Genomic DNA, 15,093 nt, shown 5'->3' on the forward strand with positions numbered 1-15,093 from the left:
GAATTTGGAGGGCTTTATTACTGCTTATAGTTTTAACAGCCAATACAAACAATTGACAATATTCTGATAAAATGGTAATCTCGTTTTACACTAAGTGATAAAACTAGTGTTTTATTTTGTAAGCGGTTGCAAATATAGAAAAGTGAAATGGAGGAATCAAAATGGTTTATGCATTTCCGAACACAGACGGATCCATAGTTGAATTTAAAAAGAAGTATGATAACTACATAGGTGGAAAATGGACGCCTCCGGTTAAGGGGCAATACTTCGAAAATGTCACACCGGTGACCGGCAAATCATTCTGCGAAGTAGCGAGATCTACGGAAGAAGATGTAGAGCTTGCACTAGATGCCGCTCATGAAGCCAAGAAGTCCTGGGGTAAGACCTCTGTAACCGAGCGCTCCCTTATTTTGAACCGCATTGCGGATCGCATGGAAGAAAACCTTGAAAAGCTTGCGGTAGCGGAAACATGGGAAAATGGTAAAGCGGTACGTGAAACCTTGAATGCCGATATTCCCCTTGCCGTGGATCATTTCCGTTATTTTGCTTCTGTCATTCGTTCTCAGGAAGGCACAATTGGTGAAATTGATGGAGACACCGTTGCTTATCATTTCAACGAGCCTCTTGGAGTTGTCGGGCAAATTATCCCTTGGAACTTCCCATTACTGATGGCAACGTGGAAGCTTGCCCCTGCTCTGGCAGCCGGGAATGCCGTTGTCCTTAAACCGGCAGAGCAAACGCCAGTGTCTATCCTTTATTTCTTTGAAATGATTGAAGACCTGCTTCCGCCTGGTGTTGTCAATATCGTAAACGGTTTTGGTCTGGAAGCTGGCAAGCCACTCGCCTCCAATCCACGAATCAATAAAGTAGCATTTACAGGAGAAACGACTACAGGACGTATGATTATGCAATATGCGTCGCAAAACATCATTCCTGTTACGCTTGAACTTGGAGGAAAATCACCGAACATTTTCTTCGAGGATATTATGCAAAAAGATGATGATTTCTTTGATAAAGCAATTGAAGGTCTGGTCATGTTCGCTCTTAACCAGGGAGAAGTCTGTACCTGCCCTTCCCGTGCCTTGATTCAGGAATCCATCTATGATGAGTTTATGGAGCGGGCGCTCGAACGCGTCAAGCAAATCAAAATCGGCAACCCGCTGGACCCGGAAGTGGCAATGGGAGCCCAGGCTTCATCCGAACAAATGGAAAAAATTCAATCTTATCTTCAAATTGGTAAAGAAGAAGGTGCTGAATGCCTGATTGGAGGTGAGCGTAATAAACTTGAAGGAGATCTGTCTGAGGGGTATTACATCCAGCCGACCGTATTTAAAGGAAATAATAAAATGCGGGTTTTCCAGGAGGAAATTTTCGGACCGGTCCTTTCAGTTACTACGTTCAAAGACCATGAGGAAGCGATGGAGATTGCCAACGATACACTTTATGGTCTGGGAGCAGGCGTATGGTCCAGAGATATCAATACTGCCTACCGTTTCGGCCGTGGTATCGAGGCTGGACGCGTGTGGACAAACTGCTACCACGCCTATCCAGCACATGCAGCATTCGGCGGTTACAAGATGTCTGGTGTCGGACGCGAAAACCATAAGATGATGCTGTCTCATTATCAACAAACAAAGAACTTGCTGGTCAGCTATAGCCCGCAGAAACTTGGATTTTTCTAAAATCAGGCAAGTTTGAAAAGGAGCGTGACTACGATGGTTGAGCGCGTAACTGCAACAGATTCCGCTCTCCAGCTGATCGAAAAATTGAAGGAAAAACACGGTCCCCTCATGTTTCACCAATCAGGCGGCTGCTGTGACGGCAGCTCCCCGATGTGCTATCCGGAGGGAGACTTGATTATTGGAAGTCAGGATGTACTGCTGGGTAAAATCGGCAACACGCCATTTTATATCAACAAACAGCAGTATGAATATTGGAAACATACGCAGCTGATCATCGACGTCGTCGATGGACGTGGCGGCATGTTTTCCCTGGAAGGTGTCGAGGGTAAAAGGTTCCTTAGCCGCTCCCGCGCTTTTACAGATGAAGAATACAAAGAGCTCAAATCCGAAGGAGCACTATAGAAAAACAGGCCCGCTGACTTTCAGCGGGCTTGTTTTTAATTGGTGACCGACACAGATATAGTCTCCCAGGAAAAATCGCCTTCTTTTAACCAAACTGCAAGACGTTCGATATCTTCCGAAAAAACACGATCTTCCTTAATTGAAGGGATGAAACTTCTCACTTTCTGGTAAAGTTCTCTTGTTGCGGAGGCCATGTTTTCGACTCCACGATACTCGACAGCCTGCATGGCGCAAATCAATTCGACGGCTAACACCCTGCGAAGGTTTGTGATAATCTGATAGGCGTGTCGGGATGCAATCGTCCCCATGCTGACATGGTCTTCCTGATTGGCTGAAGAAGGAATCGAGTCAACACTCGCCGGATGAGCAAGCGTCTTATTTTCTGAAACGAGTGAAGCGGCAGCATATTGCATGATCATGGCTCCTGACTGTAATCCAGGTTTCGGGCTCAAAAATGCTGGCAGGTCACTTAACTGCGGGTTGACCAGCCTTTCTATCCGACGTTCTGAAATATTGGCGAGTTCTGCTACAGCCACTTTCATAAAGTCCATCGCAAGAGCTATTGGCTGACCATGAAAATTCCCTCCTGAAACGATTAGCTCACCATCTTCAAGAATCAACGGATTGTCTGTAGCTGCATTCGCTTCGATTTCCAGTTTGTCATGTACATAAGCTAAGCTTTGCCAGGAGGCACCATGCACTTGAGGAATGCAACGGATCGAGTATGCGTCCTGGACACGCTTTTCCCCCTGGCGTGTGGTAAGACCGCTGTCAACCAGCAAGCACCTCATCCTTTCTGCTACATCCATCTGTTCCGTGAAACCTCTCGCCTCATGGATCGCAGGGTGAAAGGCATCGATGATTCCATTCAGCCCTTCCATCGTCATAGCTGCTATCCATTCGCTTTGCCGGGCCAGTCGTTCTGCTTCAATCATATTGATTACTCCCATGGCAGTCATAGCCTGAGTACCATTGATTAACGCCAGACCTTCCTTCGCTTTTAATTTCATCGGCTTGATACCAAGAATGTCGAGTGCGGCAGCAGCAGGCATCTCTGTCCCCTTAAAATGTACACGTCCTTCTCCTATCAAAGCTAAAGCCAGGTGGGAAAGCGGTGCTAAATCCCCGGAAGCCCCAAGTGATCCCTGGCTGGGAATGATGGGATGAATATGTTCATTAACGAACAGACACAAGCGATTAACGACAGCTTCTCTTACCCCGGAAAATCCTTTTAAAAGTGCATTCAACCGTAACAATACCATGGCACGTGATACTACTTCAGGAAATGGCTCTCCAATCCCGCAGGCATGGGAGCGGATCAAATGTAATTGCAGGTCATTAACATCTTCTTCTTCAATGGATACGTCACTGAATTTTCCGAATCCGGTATTAATACCATAAACAGTCCGGTGTTCCGAAACAATTTTCTCTACAGCCTTTCTCCCTTTACGTACTGCTTTCAAACTTTCTTCTGAGATACTGATTTCTTCGCCATCGATACAAATTCTTTTTATATCCTTGATTGTCATCGATTTACCATTTAGTTCAATCATGCCCATCACTCCTCTACTGATATAAAAAGAGACGACAATGGCATGTGAAAAAGCCATTGTCGCCTCCTATTATCTAAATACTTTAGGCAACATTTTTTATATATGATTGATTCCTAATCCCATCGTTTCATGCTCAAGGCCCTTTACCGGTGCTCCGATTGTTCCGTAAAAAGCTACCGCCAGCCATTCCCCTTCTCCATTTCGGTCATAGGGTTCCCCTCTTACAACAGCGAATTTCAGACCAACGGTCCGCATCATATCCCCGATGGCTATCTGCCCCCTGGTCACCCCTTCCAACGCTTCCAGGATGGCATGGTACAGGGAGTGGGTCTCGCGGTATACTTCTTCAGAAATGATGTCCTGGCGTTTTGCAGCCGTCTCTACAGCTGCTATTACCTTTTGCATGTTCATGGAACCAGCCCGGCCAATGCAAAATTTCACGCCCTCCAGCTGACCTTGGAAAGGTGTAAGTTCCTCCTCCTCCAAAGAAGCAAGCAAGACAGCTAATTTTCCGATTTTCACTCGTTGACTCATTACAACCACCAACTTCATAAGCTTAACTAGTCACTAGTATCTAGTTTAATTGTAATCGCTTTCATAATTGTCTGTCAATGCGTTAATGGAAATTTTAGTAAGTTAGCACACTAAACAAATAAAACAATAAAATCTTTTGTATAGGCTCTGTTAACATTGTGATTGATTGCTCATAAGAGTATTTATTCAATTATAGAACCTAAAAGTCGAAGACTTGATTTCGAGATGTCTGCCTGCATAACGGTCCGGTGGGGAACGAATCCCTTTCCGCGGACATGCGCTGAGCCTCCTCGAGCTGGCGCTCTGCGGGGCCTCACCTGTCATGCTCATCCCGCAGGAGATTCCTGTGGGATTCAGTAGAAGGATCCTTGAATGAAAAAAAGCCCTCCGTTATGATGCATTTGTACCCAAATACAAACATCAAAAGGAGGACTTCCCCTTGAATTCTAATAGGAATGCTAAAATAAATCAAATCTCTGGAGAATCCTTAGTGATCGGTATCGATATCGCTAAAAAAACCCATTATGCATGCGCGGTCGATGATCGCGGACGGGAACTCCAACGTCCCGTTGGATTTACTCAGAGTAGGGCTGGCTTCGAAGGGTTTCACAAACAGATAAAGGAATGGCTGCACCAACATGGAAAAAGTGAGGTTATCATCGGGTTTGAACCCACAGGTCATTACTGGATGAACCTGGCTGCTTTCCTCCTTGAAGAGGACATCTCTTTTGTGGTCGTCAATCCTGCGCATGTGAAACAATCGAAAGAGTTTGATGATAATCTTCAAACAAAAAACGATAAAAAGGACGCAAGATTGATTGCGAAACTCATGATTGGTGGTAATTTCAGCTATCCCAGAATTCCAGAAGGTATAGAAGCTGAACTGAAAAACGGCTCCATAACGCGGTGGAAACTGAAAGACAAACAAGCGATGTTGAAAAACCAAATGACGGGGTTGATCGACCAGTACTTTCCTGAATTTAAAACCGTCATCAAAGGGTTTGGTCAATTGGCTTGCGCCATTTTGAAATACACGCCTTTTCCTGAGGATCTACTAAACCAGGAGGTAGAGGAACTGGCACTGATGTATAAAGAAAAAGCGGGTATATCCTCTCCTTCGAAAAGTAAGATTCGAGAGATGAAACGGGCAGCTGAAAACTCCATTGGTATTTCGACAGGCAAAGAGGTGGCACGCTTTGAAATCGCCGCACTTGTCGATCAGTTTCTTCTAATCGAACGTCAACTGACAGAACTCAATCATCACTTAGAAGATTTAGTCACCCAGCTGGATGAATACGAATACCTGATATCGATTCCCGGCATTGGAAAGCATACGATCATTGATTTGATTGCGGAAACGGGTTCACTTAAGCAGTACACACATTCACGCCAACTCATTAAATTAGCGGGATTAACACTGCGCGAGAACTCTTCCGGTTACCATAAAGGTCAAAAGAAATTTCCAAACGGGGACGAAAACGGCTCAGAAACCTTCTTTTTCGCGCCATATTGCCTTTGATTCAAAATAATCGTGCGTTTAAAGAATTGTACCAGTACTACATTACTCGTCCCGTTAATCCTTTGAAAAAGAAGGAAGCAATGGTCGTGTTGTGCGGAAAACTGTTAAAGATCTTTTTTGGTTTATCGAACCGCCAGGTTCACTTCAATGAGGACCGAATGAAACAGGACCTCCACTGTCTTCAACAGGCAGCGTAACCTATATTTCTGACCCATAAGATGACACGGAGAAGCTGGCGCAAAGCGAGACAACAGACTACGAGTCTATGCGGGAGAATAAAGCCGGCCTCTGCCTTATGATGAGACCAAACGAAGGAATGTAGGCGCACGACGCCAAGAGACATGGGAGGGTAAGTCCTCATAAGAAAGCAGGGATCCAAGGTGCATCGATTCATACAAAAAAGATCGCCTAATACAGTTAGGAAACGCAACGCGTCCCTTTGTTTTCCTTAATATTGAAGAAAAGGAATAACTTGTTTAACAAATGGAGTATAAAAAAAATTTAAAAGTGTTAAAACGATCTTTAACCCTTGGTGTATCAACATTTCCGGAGGGAGTCTCGCCGTTCCCCACCGGACCTTGCCATAGGAAGTTCTTGAAATCACACTTGTAGAAACATCCCCATGATGTTACACGTGATGATAGAAAAAAGACTTGGTTCTCTGTAAATTCTTTATAAATACGTATAGATTAAGGATTATACACTTTTTGAAGGATCCGTTTATTACAAAACTGCCCTTCCCTTTCCTCTTATGGTAACGGAGCCAACTATCTCGAAACTGAGTCTTCAGCAATTGGGAGCTCTTACAGGCTTTTGTATAAAATATAAGTTGTTCTGCAAACTAATAAGAGAATATATGGAGGTGGCAAAATGCAGGCACATCGAGCCAAGGAAATTACAGAAGCTCCGAACATGATCAACGTGACATACAATGGAACCCCTATTTACATCCAGCATGTGGACGAAAAAAATGAAACGGCCAGAATCTATCCGTTAGACAACCCACAGGAAGAAATGGAAGTAGCTTTACGTGGTTTAGAAGAAAATTAAAAAAGTGCTGGATATCCAGCACTTTTTTATTGTCTTGAAACAGGAATGATGAGCGAAACTTTTGTGCCTTCACCGACTTGGCTTTCCACTTCCATCTCTCCATCATGACTTTTAATGATGTTATTTGTAATCATCATTCCAAGACCGGTTCCATCAGTTTTTGTAGTGAAAAATGGGGTGGTAACCTTACGTAATTCTTCCTCTGTCATGCCGCAGCCTTCATCAGCAAATCGGATGATTATATTACCATCCCATTTGCTGATTGCAATATGGAGATTGCCTCCACCCTGCATTGCTTCAATAGCATTTTTAATAATATTAATGAATGCTTGTTTCATTTTATTTTCGATTGCATGGAGCAACGGGATTGGTGGAATCTTTTCTAAATGGATGGTTACGTTATGGGCTGTGGCATGTGCGTTTAGTAATCGAATGGATTGTTGTAAAGCTGCGTGAAGATCGGTTAGTTTCATATCTTCTTCTGATGGTTTGGCTAAGGTAAGGAATTCATTGACCATGAGATGAATGCGATCGATTTCAGAAAAAATGAGGTTTTCATATTGGGTGTATGCTTTATTTTGTTTGCTGATTTCAATCAATTGGATGAAACCCTTCAAAATGGTGAGGGGGTTTTTAATTTCGTGTGCTACACTGGCGGCAAACTCACTGACCAGATTCATCTTTTCATACTGCTGCAGGAGATAATTGCTCTTCGTTTCAAACTCTTTTTGCGCTGTATTGTTCCGAAATACAGCCTGGATCGCTTTTTTCCCCTGATAATTGATAACAGATCCTGTGCTTAAAATATCCATAAGCTTCCCGTCAGGCAGGACTACCGTCAGTTCGACTACACCTTCCGCCCTGCCAATCTCGAGTGCCTCTGCCACTCGCTCATGAAAACCTGGCCATTCTTCCTGACGGATGATTTTTGTCAATGGTTGTCCAACCAATTCCTGTGGAGAGGATTGTAATGCCTCGGCACCAGCCTGGTTGATAAATAAGAATTTTTCTGCATCATGAATTACCATAGCATCGGGTGCTTCTTCTACGAGCTTACGATATTCTCTCTCTCGCTCCAGGAGTTCTTCTTCCTGGAGCTTCCGTTCTGTAATATCCTGAAGTTGAATGATGAGGTACCTATCTTTTTCATCCTGGTAAACAGAAACACTCAGTCGCCCCCACATGATTCCTCCGCCTTTTTTATAGCAGCGTTTTTCAATTTCAAAAGCATCCGTTTCTCCATTAAAAAGCCGTTGCAGCTGGCAGGATACTAGATTGTAATCCTGGGGTGGTGTCACTTCTATTACGTTTTTTTGCAATAATTCTTCTTGTTCAAATTCCAGTATGCGGCAAAACGAACGATTGACCATAATAAAGTTTCCATCCACATCTACAATAGCCATTCCAATGAACGCATGCTTAAAAGCATTCATAAAGGCTCCTTGTGTTTCTATGTTATCCAGCATTAAGAAGAAACCCCTTATTAATTAGTTTTGTTATCCCTATTATAAACGATTTAGTATGAAATTCCTGTAATATCAGTAAAAAACTCTCACACATTTCGACAAAAGATGAACGGCGTTTACCGTAAGAAGCCGTATGGACAGTCCTTTACAAAAATTAATTTTCGTTATACCATGTTAAGCATTAAATTGAAAGAAGTTTGAGAAAATTTGTGTAAAAGGGTGGCTCATATATGAAAACATTCCCGAAATCTGATATGTTAAAGCAATTGCCAGAGCAATTCTTCGCCGTATTAGCTGACAAAATGGAAAATGCAGTTGCTGAAGGACACGATGTCATCAACCTGGGACAAGGAAGTCCGGATAAACCAACTCCACCTCATGTAATTAAGCGGTTAGAGGAAGCTTCACAGCAAGTGGAGAACCATAAGTATCCACCGTTCCGTGGTAAGAAAAACCTGCTGAACGCGGTAGCTGAATTTTACCAGCGTGAATATGGGGTGGATATCGATCCAGACACCGAGGTTGCTGTACTTTTCGGAGCGAAAGCCGGGCTTGTCGAACTTCCCTTGTGTCTCATGAATCCCGGTGAAACAATGCTTGTGCCCGATCCTGGTTATCCCGACTACTGGTCAGGACCTGCCATGGCAAACGTTCCGATGTATAAAATGCCTTTGACAGCTAAAAACAATTTTCTACCAATTTACGATGATATACCAGAGAAAGTAAGAGAATCCTCGAAAATGCTGCTGTTGAATTATCCTAACAATCCTACTGGCGCAATGGCTTCACCTGAATTTTTTGATGAAACGATTGCATTCGCTGAAAAACACGATTTATGTGTGGTTCATGATTTTGCATATGGTGCGATTGGTTTCGATGGCAACAAACCGACAAGTTACTTAGAACGCCCAGGGGCCAAGGATATCGGAATCGAAATTTATACCATGTCGAAAACCTATAATATGGCTGGATGGCGGATCGCTTTTGCAGTAGGAAACCCATCTGTGATAGAAGCAATTAATATCATCCAGGACCACTTGTACTGCAGTGTATTCGGCGCCGTCCAGGATGCTGCAGCCGAAGCACTGACAGCCTCCCAAAAAGGGGTGGATGAGCTGGTGGAGCTTTATGAAGAACGTCGGAATGCCCTGGTGGAAGGAGCACATAATATCGGATGGAATATTGACGCTCCTGAAGGGTCATTCTTTGCGTGGCTAAAAGTTCCTGCCGGCTACACATCAGCTTCCTTTGCCGATATGCTATTGGAAGAGGCAAAAGTATTGGTGGCACCGGGTATTGGTTTCGGTGAACATGGAGAGGGATATGTCCGGGCAGGTTTAGTGATGGAAAAAGAACGAATTCTGGAAGCCCTGGACCGGATTGATAAACTAAATATCTTTTAACCAGGCTTTATTATCAAAAGAGTACGAAATGATATCAAGCAGCTTGTAGCATTCTTGCTTCAAGCTGCTTGATTTTATTTCCAGCTCCCCATCCCGCCGTCACCGGGATCAGAGGATTGCATGACTTTCTGTTTTAACTGCAGATTGTTCCCAATGAATTTACCAGGATTGTCCAACTGTTCCAGCGATCCAAACAATACGAATATCAGGCTAATAACCACTACGAGCTTTTTCATCACTCTACCTCATTTCATTTGATATATTTCAAATAATAGAATGGCAGCCTGGCAAAAAAGTGATCCCCGTATTCATTTTTAAAACGCTGATAGGCTTTATGCAGTAACAACCGGTCATTTCGTGCCACCCCTAAGTAGGTTTCCTGAAACGGGGTCAAAGATGTCAGGGAAGATAATATCTCATCTGCCTGCTTCCTATGATCTCTAGCTATTGCAAGGTGGGCAGTTTCTACTAAATCACGTGTAGTAACTCCGTCTGTTTTACGGTGGAAAGCTGCAATAAAGGGCAGTGACTGCTCTTTCAATTCGTATAGGGAATTTGTCAGTCCATATTTTTTTGCCAGAGTGATGGACGTCTGTAAATGATTCATGGAGGATTGGTAATCATCAAAAACGTCTGTTAAAGCAAGATGATGATACATGCCGGACTTTTTTTCAGGAGATAAGGTTGCATTAATCACTCGATAGGCATATTTCTTAGCTACCACCCCCATATTCACTTTCCAATAATGCTGGAACATTAATTCATCGAACCGAAGCTGATAATAATATTTAAGTAAAGGTTTATTAATCTGATTCATGACGAAATGAATATCATCAACATAATTATCAAGGATGCCATACTTTTTACTATCATAATAATGATATACCAGCAGAAAAAGGCGTAAGGCCTCAGCAGCAGCATCTTCCTGCTTAATTGATCTTAGCTTCCTTGCTTCTGACAATTTAATTTTACTTCCCGATTTCCGGTTTTTTAACAAGGTATAAAAAAAGTTATACGGGCTTTCTACTTCACCCTTTGCCAAAATAGTTCTTACTTCGTCAAAATAGCCGTTCATGTAGAGGAATTCTAATGCAATCACTGTTTCTTTCTGAGTCAGCTTATTTTGCATACAAAAATTCCTGGTCATTTCTGTCGCTTTTTCCCGGGAATGATCTTTCAGTAAGTGATGGTAGGTAATATAAATGCTTGAAGGCACAGTCATCTTCCACTGGTCAACTCGACTGGGTTCTATTACTTGATAGTCTTCCACATTCACACCTTCTACTCTGTTTTGTTTGTTAGTTAAAACTCAGACATCATCTACTACAATCACCTATCACCCACAAGATTAAAAGATACAAAAATAGTTTCCTTAATCTTTGAAGTATTAACTCTATTATATAATGGTTCCTTCTAAAGTGCCATTTAATAGGATTGAAGGGCCGACAAATATCCTAGAAGGATACAAATAGCAAATATGTAACAGGTGAATATCCTGGTAGGAGGAAAAGGAGAGGATAGAAAAATGGATAAAAAAATAATGGCAATCGCTGATCGTTTTATTACAGCTCATTTTCCTCACGCCGCTATTGTTTTTATCGGAGGAAGTACCGTCCATGGGAATATTACGTCGGAATCTGATATCGATTTAATTATCATTGATGAAGAGGAACCTTCTTCTGCCTTGGAATGCCATCTGTTCGAAGAATGGAGAATAGAAGCCTTTATTTACCACCCATCCTCCATTCCGATTCATTTTGAAGCCGGCAGATATAAAGGGCTACCTACATTAATCAAAATGTGTATGGAAGGTGTGCAGATAACTGGAGATAAGAAAGAAGGAAACAAAATCAAAGCAAAAGCCCGGGAGATCTATGAGGCAGGACCCTCTCCCTGGAGCCAGCAACAAATAGATGAAGCCCGATATGCTGTTACAGACTTATTATCAGACTTTACTAGTTCCACAAGGGTGGATGAAGAAATATTTATTCTGCATGAACTGACCAGCAAGTTGACTGAACTGGTGTTGAGAGGTAATACTCACTGGCTGGGGTGGGGAAAATGGCAGGCAAGAGCACTTCGCAACTATTCCCCTGAACTATCCGAGCAAATTACACATTTATATAAAATTTTTATACAAACCCACCAAAAAGAGGATGTAGTAAGGTTTGTGCAACAGCAATTAGAGGAATTCGGGGGAGAGAAGTTCTCCGGTCATAGAGAAGAACATCTCTGAAATAAGCTGGTTGGATGGTTACAAAAAACAAAATGCCACACCTTACCATGTAAGGTGTGGCATTTTGTTTTTTATGAATCCTTCACTAGATATTCTTCCAATGCCTGCTGGAGATTTCCTTTGATTTCGGCCTTATCACCAAAATCAATTTCACCCTCAATCATATGTTTAACAATGTCAGCGCTCATGCCGGTTATGACAGATTCACACCCCATCATAGCAATTCCATCCAGCATTTTTGTCAGATAATGACTGACTTCTTTCTCCATATCAGCTACTCCCGAAAGATCGATGATCAATGTTTGAATATGTAATCGGGCTACTTCCATCAGGACTTTTTCTTCAATAACCTGGTACCGTTCTCGATCTATCTCCCCAATCAACGGAAGGATACAGACATTGGATTTAATCGGGATGATCGGTACAGATAAATTTTTGACGAGACTTTTTTGCGACTCGAGAAGTTGATCTTTAAAATCGGAAAAACTGATAAAAAACCAATTCAAAAACTTATCAATCTGATCATTGATTTTTTCTTCTAATCGGTAGAAAGCTTCTCTGTTTACCGGCTGCCCACTCAGATTCTCATACTCATAGAGAAAATTCCAAATCGTACGGCGAATCGCCTGAACCCATTCCAATTTAAAAGAGAGTGTCATGGCATATTTTGCCCAAATTACCCCCTCTTGCTTGGCGAAAGCAACCACTTCCTCCTCCTCTTGTTCAACAACGTGAACGGTTAGCTTGTGAGCATTCTCTAGCAAGTTAATATTACCCGTAAGAAGGATCTCTTCAATTTTATCTCGTACATTAACTGCTTCATTCAATAAATTTACTTCAAATTGTTTTTCGTTTGCAGCGATAAAATCCCTGATGTCTTGCCCATCTTCATATTTTAAATCCATGGAGAATCCCCCCTTCATCTTTTATTAGAGTAAATGACTAGTATTTTTTAAATGTTTTTATTAGTATGTACCATTTTATCAAACTCAGCCTTTTATTAAAAATAAAAACCATTTCTATAGGGCATAATAGGGAAAAGGAGGTAAGCTTGATGTGGATCAACCTGCTGTTTGGCCTTATTATCCCCTTATTCATACTTTTTTTCTTGTATAAAAGGAACCCGGCACTTGTGCTCTTGATGTATCCGTTAGGTGTTACCATCGCTTATACAGCCAATGATTGGGGGTTCGATTTGTTCTGGGAAGTGGAACCGGCCCATAAAAACCCTTCTTTATCAGCAATACCGGCAAGCCTTGGGTATTTCCCTATGATAACTGCATTATTTGCATTTACCAGAAAGAAATACCCCATTCATACTCTGTGGCATATTTTTATCTATGCATCTGTGACTACATTGTTCGAGGGAATGATGGTTCTTGCAGGAAAGGTACATTATTACAATGGCTGGAACATTTTTTTTACTTTTCTCATCTATGTCAGTGGGTTTATTACCGTATCCGTCTATGTTTATATTCTCCGAAAATACCACATCCGGTTCTAACCCCGCTTATTTTCCGGCTGCTTCAGCCAATAACGGATTCCCTTATAAGCATAGGGTTCATCAGCAAATCGGGGAATGACGTGTAGATGAGCATGAGGGATAGACTGCCCTCCAACTTCACCTGTATTCCACCCTGTACTGTACCCATCGGGGGAATACTTCTCATCCAGTAAAGCTTTAGCTTGCAGCAGTAATGACCTGGTGTCATTCCATTCTTCTTCAGTGAGCTCAAAGACATTAGTACGATGAGCTTTGGGGATGATCAGCCCACTTCCTTCTAATACCTGCTGTTCTGTTTTCTTCTGAATATAATAGCAAGTGTCATTTTCCAGGACAATTCTCTGATTGCCATCTTCGACAATATGACAAAACATACACTCTTTCATCTACTTTACCCTCTTTTTATATGTTTTTTGAAATTAAAATCAATCGTTTTCGACAGGAATATACAGAACATTTCCAAAAAATGAATATTTCTGAGTGCTTTTGGTGGATTTACTTTTTCACTTTTATGCGTTAATGTATAGTGGAAAGGGTGACCTCCCTTTTATATATTCACTTTCCCACACCCTCTGAACGCCTCGGAGGGTCCTTTTTTTGTTTACCTCCACTCAGTTTTCCCTCTTAATATCTAAGTTTCAACAATACTTCCTTAATTTCTTCATCCTTCATAATCGTATCCTTATACTTTTGGGTGATTTCCGTCAGTGCCACGTCATGGTAAAAGAATTCCGTAAAGAATTTGACTAATGGGCCAGACTGGGTTTGGATTGCCTGCCACTTTTCATCCTCCACCCCGGCAAACAGCATTTCTTCTTCATCTACAATCAAGACTCTACTACGCTCTAACGCTTCATGATGAGTATCCGGAATCAATGTAGATACACCAGGGATATTGGTATTGATTTCACCGATGACATGGATGTTAACTAATAGTCCGGCTTCATTTTTCTCTTCCAATACATCCAGGTTCGCCTGGATGTCATCTTCCCACCCGGAGATAAAAATAGACTGGTTTGCTTTCCTCATCATCTCTCTTAAAGATGCCTGGATAGATCGGTCTTCTTTCAATGTCCAAACCCGATCATCTTTGGGCGTCTGCCTCGTTTTGGCCGCTTTTAACCTTTCAATATTCGCTTCAAAGTCAGCCTTTAATTTCTCTATTGTCATTTCAACCGGCAGGGCGGAATAAACCCTTTTTTTCTCTGTCGTAGCTTCCAAAATCATTCCTTTTTCGCTTAAGCGATGAAGAACTTCATATACCTTTGCCCGCGGTACTCCCGACTGTTTGACGATGGTTGTAGCGTCCATCGGCTGATCGAATGCAATCAATGCCTGATAAACTTTACTTTCATATTGGGTGAATCCGAACTCTTGCAACATGGTAATTTACGCGCTCCTTGTAACAATTTATTGCTTACATCATAGCACATAAGAAAAGCGTAAGCGCCCTGAAAGACACGACACGCATAAGTAAAACGGCTGGAGGAAGGCGATCTTTCCTTCCGCAAGACGGGGTGCTTATGTTGCGAGTGACTGGGCGCTGAAGCTAGCCAATTCTTCGCGTTCCAAATTTTATAATTTCCTACCTCATTAGAAAAGCCTGGCTTATCGCCCACGATTCTTATGGCTAAATCCATAGTCTCTTCCTATACTTCAACCCTTAGAAAAATCGCAGTAATTCCCTCTTGCATTCACCCTTTTTAATAGTTACTATTGTAGTGGTAACATAACAGAAAGGACG

At 42.2% G+C, this 15,093-nt stretch carries 14 protein-coding genes and 1 pseudogene; 7 read left to right on the forward strand and 8 right to left on the reverse strand.

All coding sequences use genetic code 11. From position 1 onward, the window contains the following. Window positions 1–161: 161 nt before the first annotated feature. Together exaC and B9Y67_RS09315 are read left to right on the forward strand one after the other, a co-directional pair. Window positions 162–1,682 carry an acetaldehyde dehydrogenase ExaC gene (gene exaC / locus B9Y67_RS09310; RefSeq protein WP_085506433.1) on the forward strand — a complete coding sequence of 507 codons (1,521 nt, stop codon included), beginning with the start codon at window positions 162–164 and terminating at the stop codon, window positions 1,680–1,682. 33 nt (window positions 1,683–1,715) lie between these two features. After that, the gene (locus B9Y67_RS09315) at window positions 1,716–2,084 is read left to right on the forward strand and encodes a DUF779 domain-containing protein (protein WP_085506434.1); all 369 of its coding nucleotides are present in this window, start codon (window positions 1,716–1,718) and stop codon (window positions 2,082–2,084) included. Window positions 2,085–2,119: 35 nt separating this feature from the next. On the opposite strand, the gene hutH is transcribed toward B9Y67_RS09315, so the two are convergent. Both hutH and hutP read right to left on the reverse strand, forming a co-directional pair. Further along, window positions 2,120–3,637, reverse strand: coding sequence for a histidine ammonia-lyase (gene hutH / locus B9Y67_RS09320; RefSeq protein ID WP_085506744.1), 1,518 nt, complete (start codon window positions 3,635–3,637; stop codon window positions 2,120–2,122). A 96-nt stretch (window positions 3,638–3,733) separates the two neighbouring features. Then, window positions 3,734–4,171, reverse strand: a complete 438-nt coding sequence (gene hutP, locus B9Y67_RS09325; protein ID WP_085506435.1) for a hut operon transcriptional regulator HutP — start codon at window positions 4,169–4,171, stop codon at window positions 3,734–3,736. 439 nt (window positions 4,172–4,610) lie between these two features. Between hutP and B9Y67_RS09330 the strand changes: the two are divergent. After that, a pseudogene (locus B9Y67_RS09330) lies at window positions 4,611–5,887 on the forward strand (IS110 family transposase). Window positions 5,888–6,560: 673 nt separating this feature from the next. Further along, window positions 6,561–6,740: a small acid-soluble spore protein H gene (locus tag B9Y67_RS09335; protein WP_085506436.1), complete on the forward strand. Its 180-nt coding sequence runs from the start codon at window positions 6,561–6,563 to the stop codon at window positions 6,738–6,740. A 26-nt stretch (window positions 6,741–6,766) separates the two neighbouring features. On the opposite strand, the gene B9Y67_RS09340 is transcribed toward B9Y67_RS09335, so the two are convergent. Next, window positions 6,767–8,206: a PAS domain S-box protein gene (locus B9Y67_RS09340; protein WP_085506437.1), complete on the reverse strand. Its 1,440-nt coding sequence runs from the start codon at window positions 8,204–8,206 to the stop codon at window positions 6,767–6,769. A gap of 230 nt (window positions 8,207–8,436) precedes the next feature. On the opposite strand from B9Y67_RS09340, the gene B9Y67_RS09345 reads away from it, so the two are divergent. Continuing rightward, entirely contained in the window at window positions 8,437–9,609 is a 1,173-nt protein-coding gene (locus B9Y67_RS09345) for a pyridoxal phosphate-dependent aminotransferase (protein ID WP_085506438.1), read from the forward strand. A 74-nt stretch (window positions 9,610–9,683) separates the two neighbouring features. On the opposite strand, the gene B9Y67_RS20655 is transcribed toward B9Y67_RS09345, so the two are convergent. Then, on the reverse strand, window positions 9,684–9,845 hold the full coding sequence (locus B9Y67_RS20655) for a hypothetical protein (RefSeq protein WP_176223945.1): 162 nt from the start codon (window positions 9,843–9,845) through the stop codon (window positions 9,684–9,686). A 14-nt stretch (window positions 9,846–9,859) separates the two neighbouring features. Then, window positions 9,860–10,879 carry an AimR family lysis-lysogeny pheromone receptor gene (locus B9Y67_RS09350; protein ID WP_085506439.1) on the reverse strand — a complete coding sequence of 340 codons (1,020 nt, stop codon included), beginning with the start codon at window positions 10,877–10,879 and terminating at the stop codon, window positions 9,860–9,862. 255 nt (window positions 10,880–11,134) lie between these two features. Here B9Y67_RS09350 and B9Y67_RS09355 point away from each other — a divergent pair, with 255 nt between their 5' ends. Beyond that, window positions 11,135–11,845, forward strand: coding sequence for a nucleotidyltransferase domain-containing protein (locus tag B9Y67_RS09355; RefSeq protein WP_085506440.1), 711 nt, complete (start codon window positions 11,135–11,137; stop codon window positions 11,843–11,845). Window positions 11,846–11,916: 71 nt separating this feature from the next. Here B9Y67_RS09355 and B9Y67_RS09360 read toward each other — a convergent pair whose 3' ends face one another. Beyond that, window positions 11,917–12,750, reverse strand: coding sequence for an STAS domain-containing protein (locus tag B9Y67_RS09360; protein ID WP_085506441.1), 834 nt, complete (start codon window positions 12,748–12,750; stop codon window positions 11,917–11,919). A 149-nt stretch (window positions 12,751–12,899) separates the two neighbouring features. Between B9Y67_RS09360 and B9Y67_RS09365 the strand changes: the two genes are divergently transcribed. Continuing rightward, window positions 12,900–13,349 (forward strand): hypothetical protein, encoded by a 450-nt coding sequence (locus B9Y67_RS09365; RefSeq protein WP_085506442.1) that lies wholly within the window; start codon window positions 12,900–12,902, stop codon window positions 13,347–13,349. Here B9Y67_RS09365 and B9Y67_RS09370 read toward each other — a convergent pair. Together B9Y67_RS09370 and B9Y67_RS09375 are read right to left on the reverse strand one after the other, a co-directional pair. Further along, window positions 13,346–13,735: an HIT family protein gene (locus B9Y67_RS09370; RefSeq protein WP_085506443.1), complete on the reverse strand. Its 390-nt coding sequence runs from the start codon at window positions 13,733–13,735 to the stop codon at window positions 13,346–13,348. The genes B9Y67_RS09365 and B9Y67_RS09370 overlap by 4 nt on opposite strands. 238 nt (window positions 13,736–13,973) lie before the next feature. Next, window positions 13,974–14,732 (reverse strand): TrmB family transcriptional regulator, encoded by a 759-nt coding sequence (locus B9Y67_RS09375; RefSeq protein WP_085506444.1) that lies wholly within the window; start codon window positions 14,730–14,732, stop codon window positions 13,974–13,976. Between the last annotated feature and the right edge of the window lie 361 nt (window positions 14,733–15,093).

The organism is Thalassobacillus devorans, from assembly GCF_900176565.1.
GTDB lineage: Bacteria > Bacillota > Bacilli > Bacillales > Halobacillaceae > Thalassobacillus > Thalassobacillus devorans_A.

Excerpts from the sequence above, each read along its gene's own strand:
- exaC (WP_085506433.1), top strand. The coding sequence starts at position 162 with ATGGTTTATGCATTTCCGAACACAGACGGATCCATAGTTGAATTTAAA.
- B9Y67_RS09315 (WP_085506434.1), top strand. The coding sequence starts at position 1,716 with ATGGTTGAGCGCGTAACTGCAACAGATTCCGCTCTCCAGCTGATCGAA.
- hutH (WP_085506744.1), bottom strand. The coding sequence starts at position 3,637 with ATGATTGAACTAAATGGTAAATCGATGACAATCAAGGATATAAAAAGA.
- hutP (WP_085506435.1), bottom strand. The coding sequence starts at position 4,171 with ATGAGTCAACGAGTGAAAATCGGAAAATTAGCTGTCTTGCTTGCTTCT.
- B9Y67_RS09335 (WP_085506436.1), top strand. The coding sequence starts at position 6,561 with ATGCAGGCACATCGAGCCAAGGAAATTACAGAAGCTCCGAACATGATC.
- B9Y67_RS09340 (WP_085506437.1), bottom strand. The coding sequence starts at position 8,206 with ATGCTGGATAACATAGAAACACAAGGAGCCTTTATGAATGCTTTTAAG.
- B9Y67_RS09345 (WP_085506438.1), top strand. The coding sequence starts at position 8,437 with ATGAAAACATTCCCGAAATCTGATATGTTAAAGCAATTGCCAGAGCAA.
- B9Y67_RS20655 (WP_176223945.1), bottom strand. The coding sequence starts at position 9,845 with ATGAAAAAGCTCGTAGTGGTTATTAGCCTGATATTCGTATTGTTTGGA.
- B9Y67_RS09355 (WP_085506440.1), top strand. The coding sequence starts at position 11,135 with ATGGATAAAAAAATAATGGCAATCGCTGATCGTTTTATTACAGCTCAT.
- B9Y67_RS09360 (WP_085506441.1), bottom strand. The coding sequence starts at position 12,750 with ATGGATTTAAAATATGAAGATGGGCAAGACATCAGGGATTTTATCGCT.
- B9Y67_RS09365 (WP_085506442.1), top strand. The coding sequence starts at position 12,900 with ATGTGGATCAACCTGCTGTTTGGCCTTATTATCCCCTTATTCATACTT.
- B9Y67_RS09370 (WP_085506443.1), bottom strand. The coding sequence starts at position 13,735 with ATGAAAGAGTGTATGTTTTGTCATATTGTCGAAGATGGCAATCAGAGA.
- B9Y67_RS09375 (WP_085506444.1), bottom strand. The coding sequence starts at position 14,732 with ATGTTGCAAGAGTTCGGATTCACCCAATATGAAAGTAAAGTTTATCAG.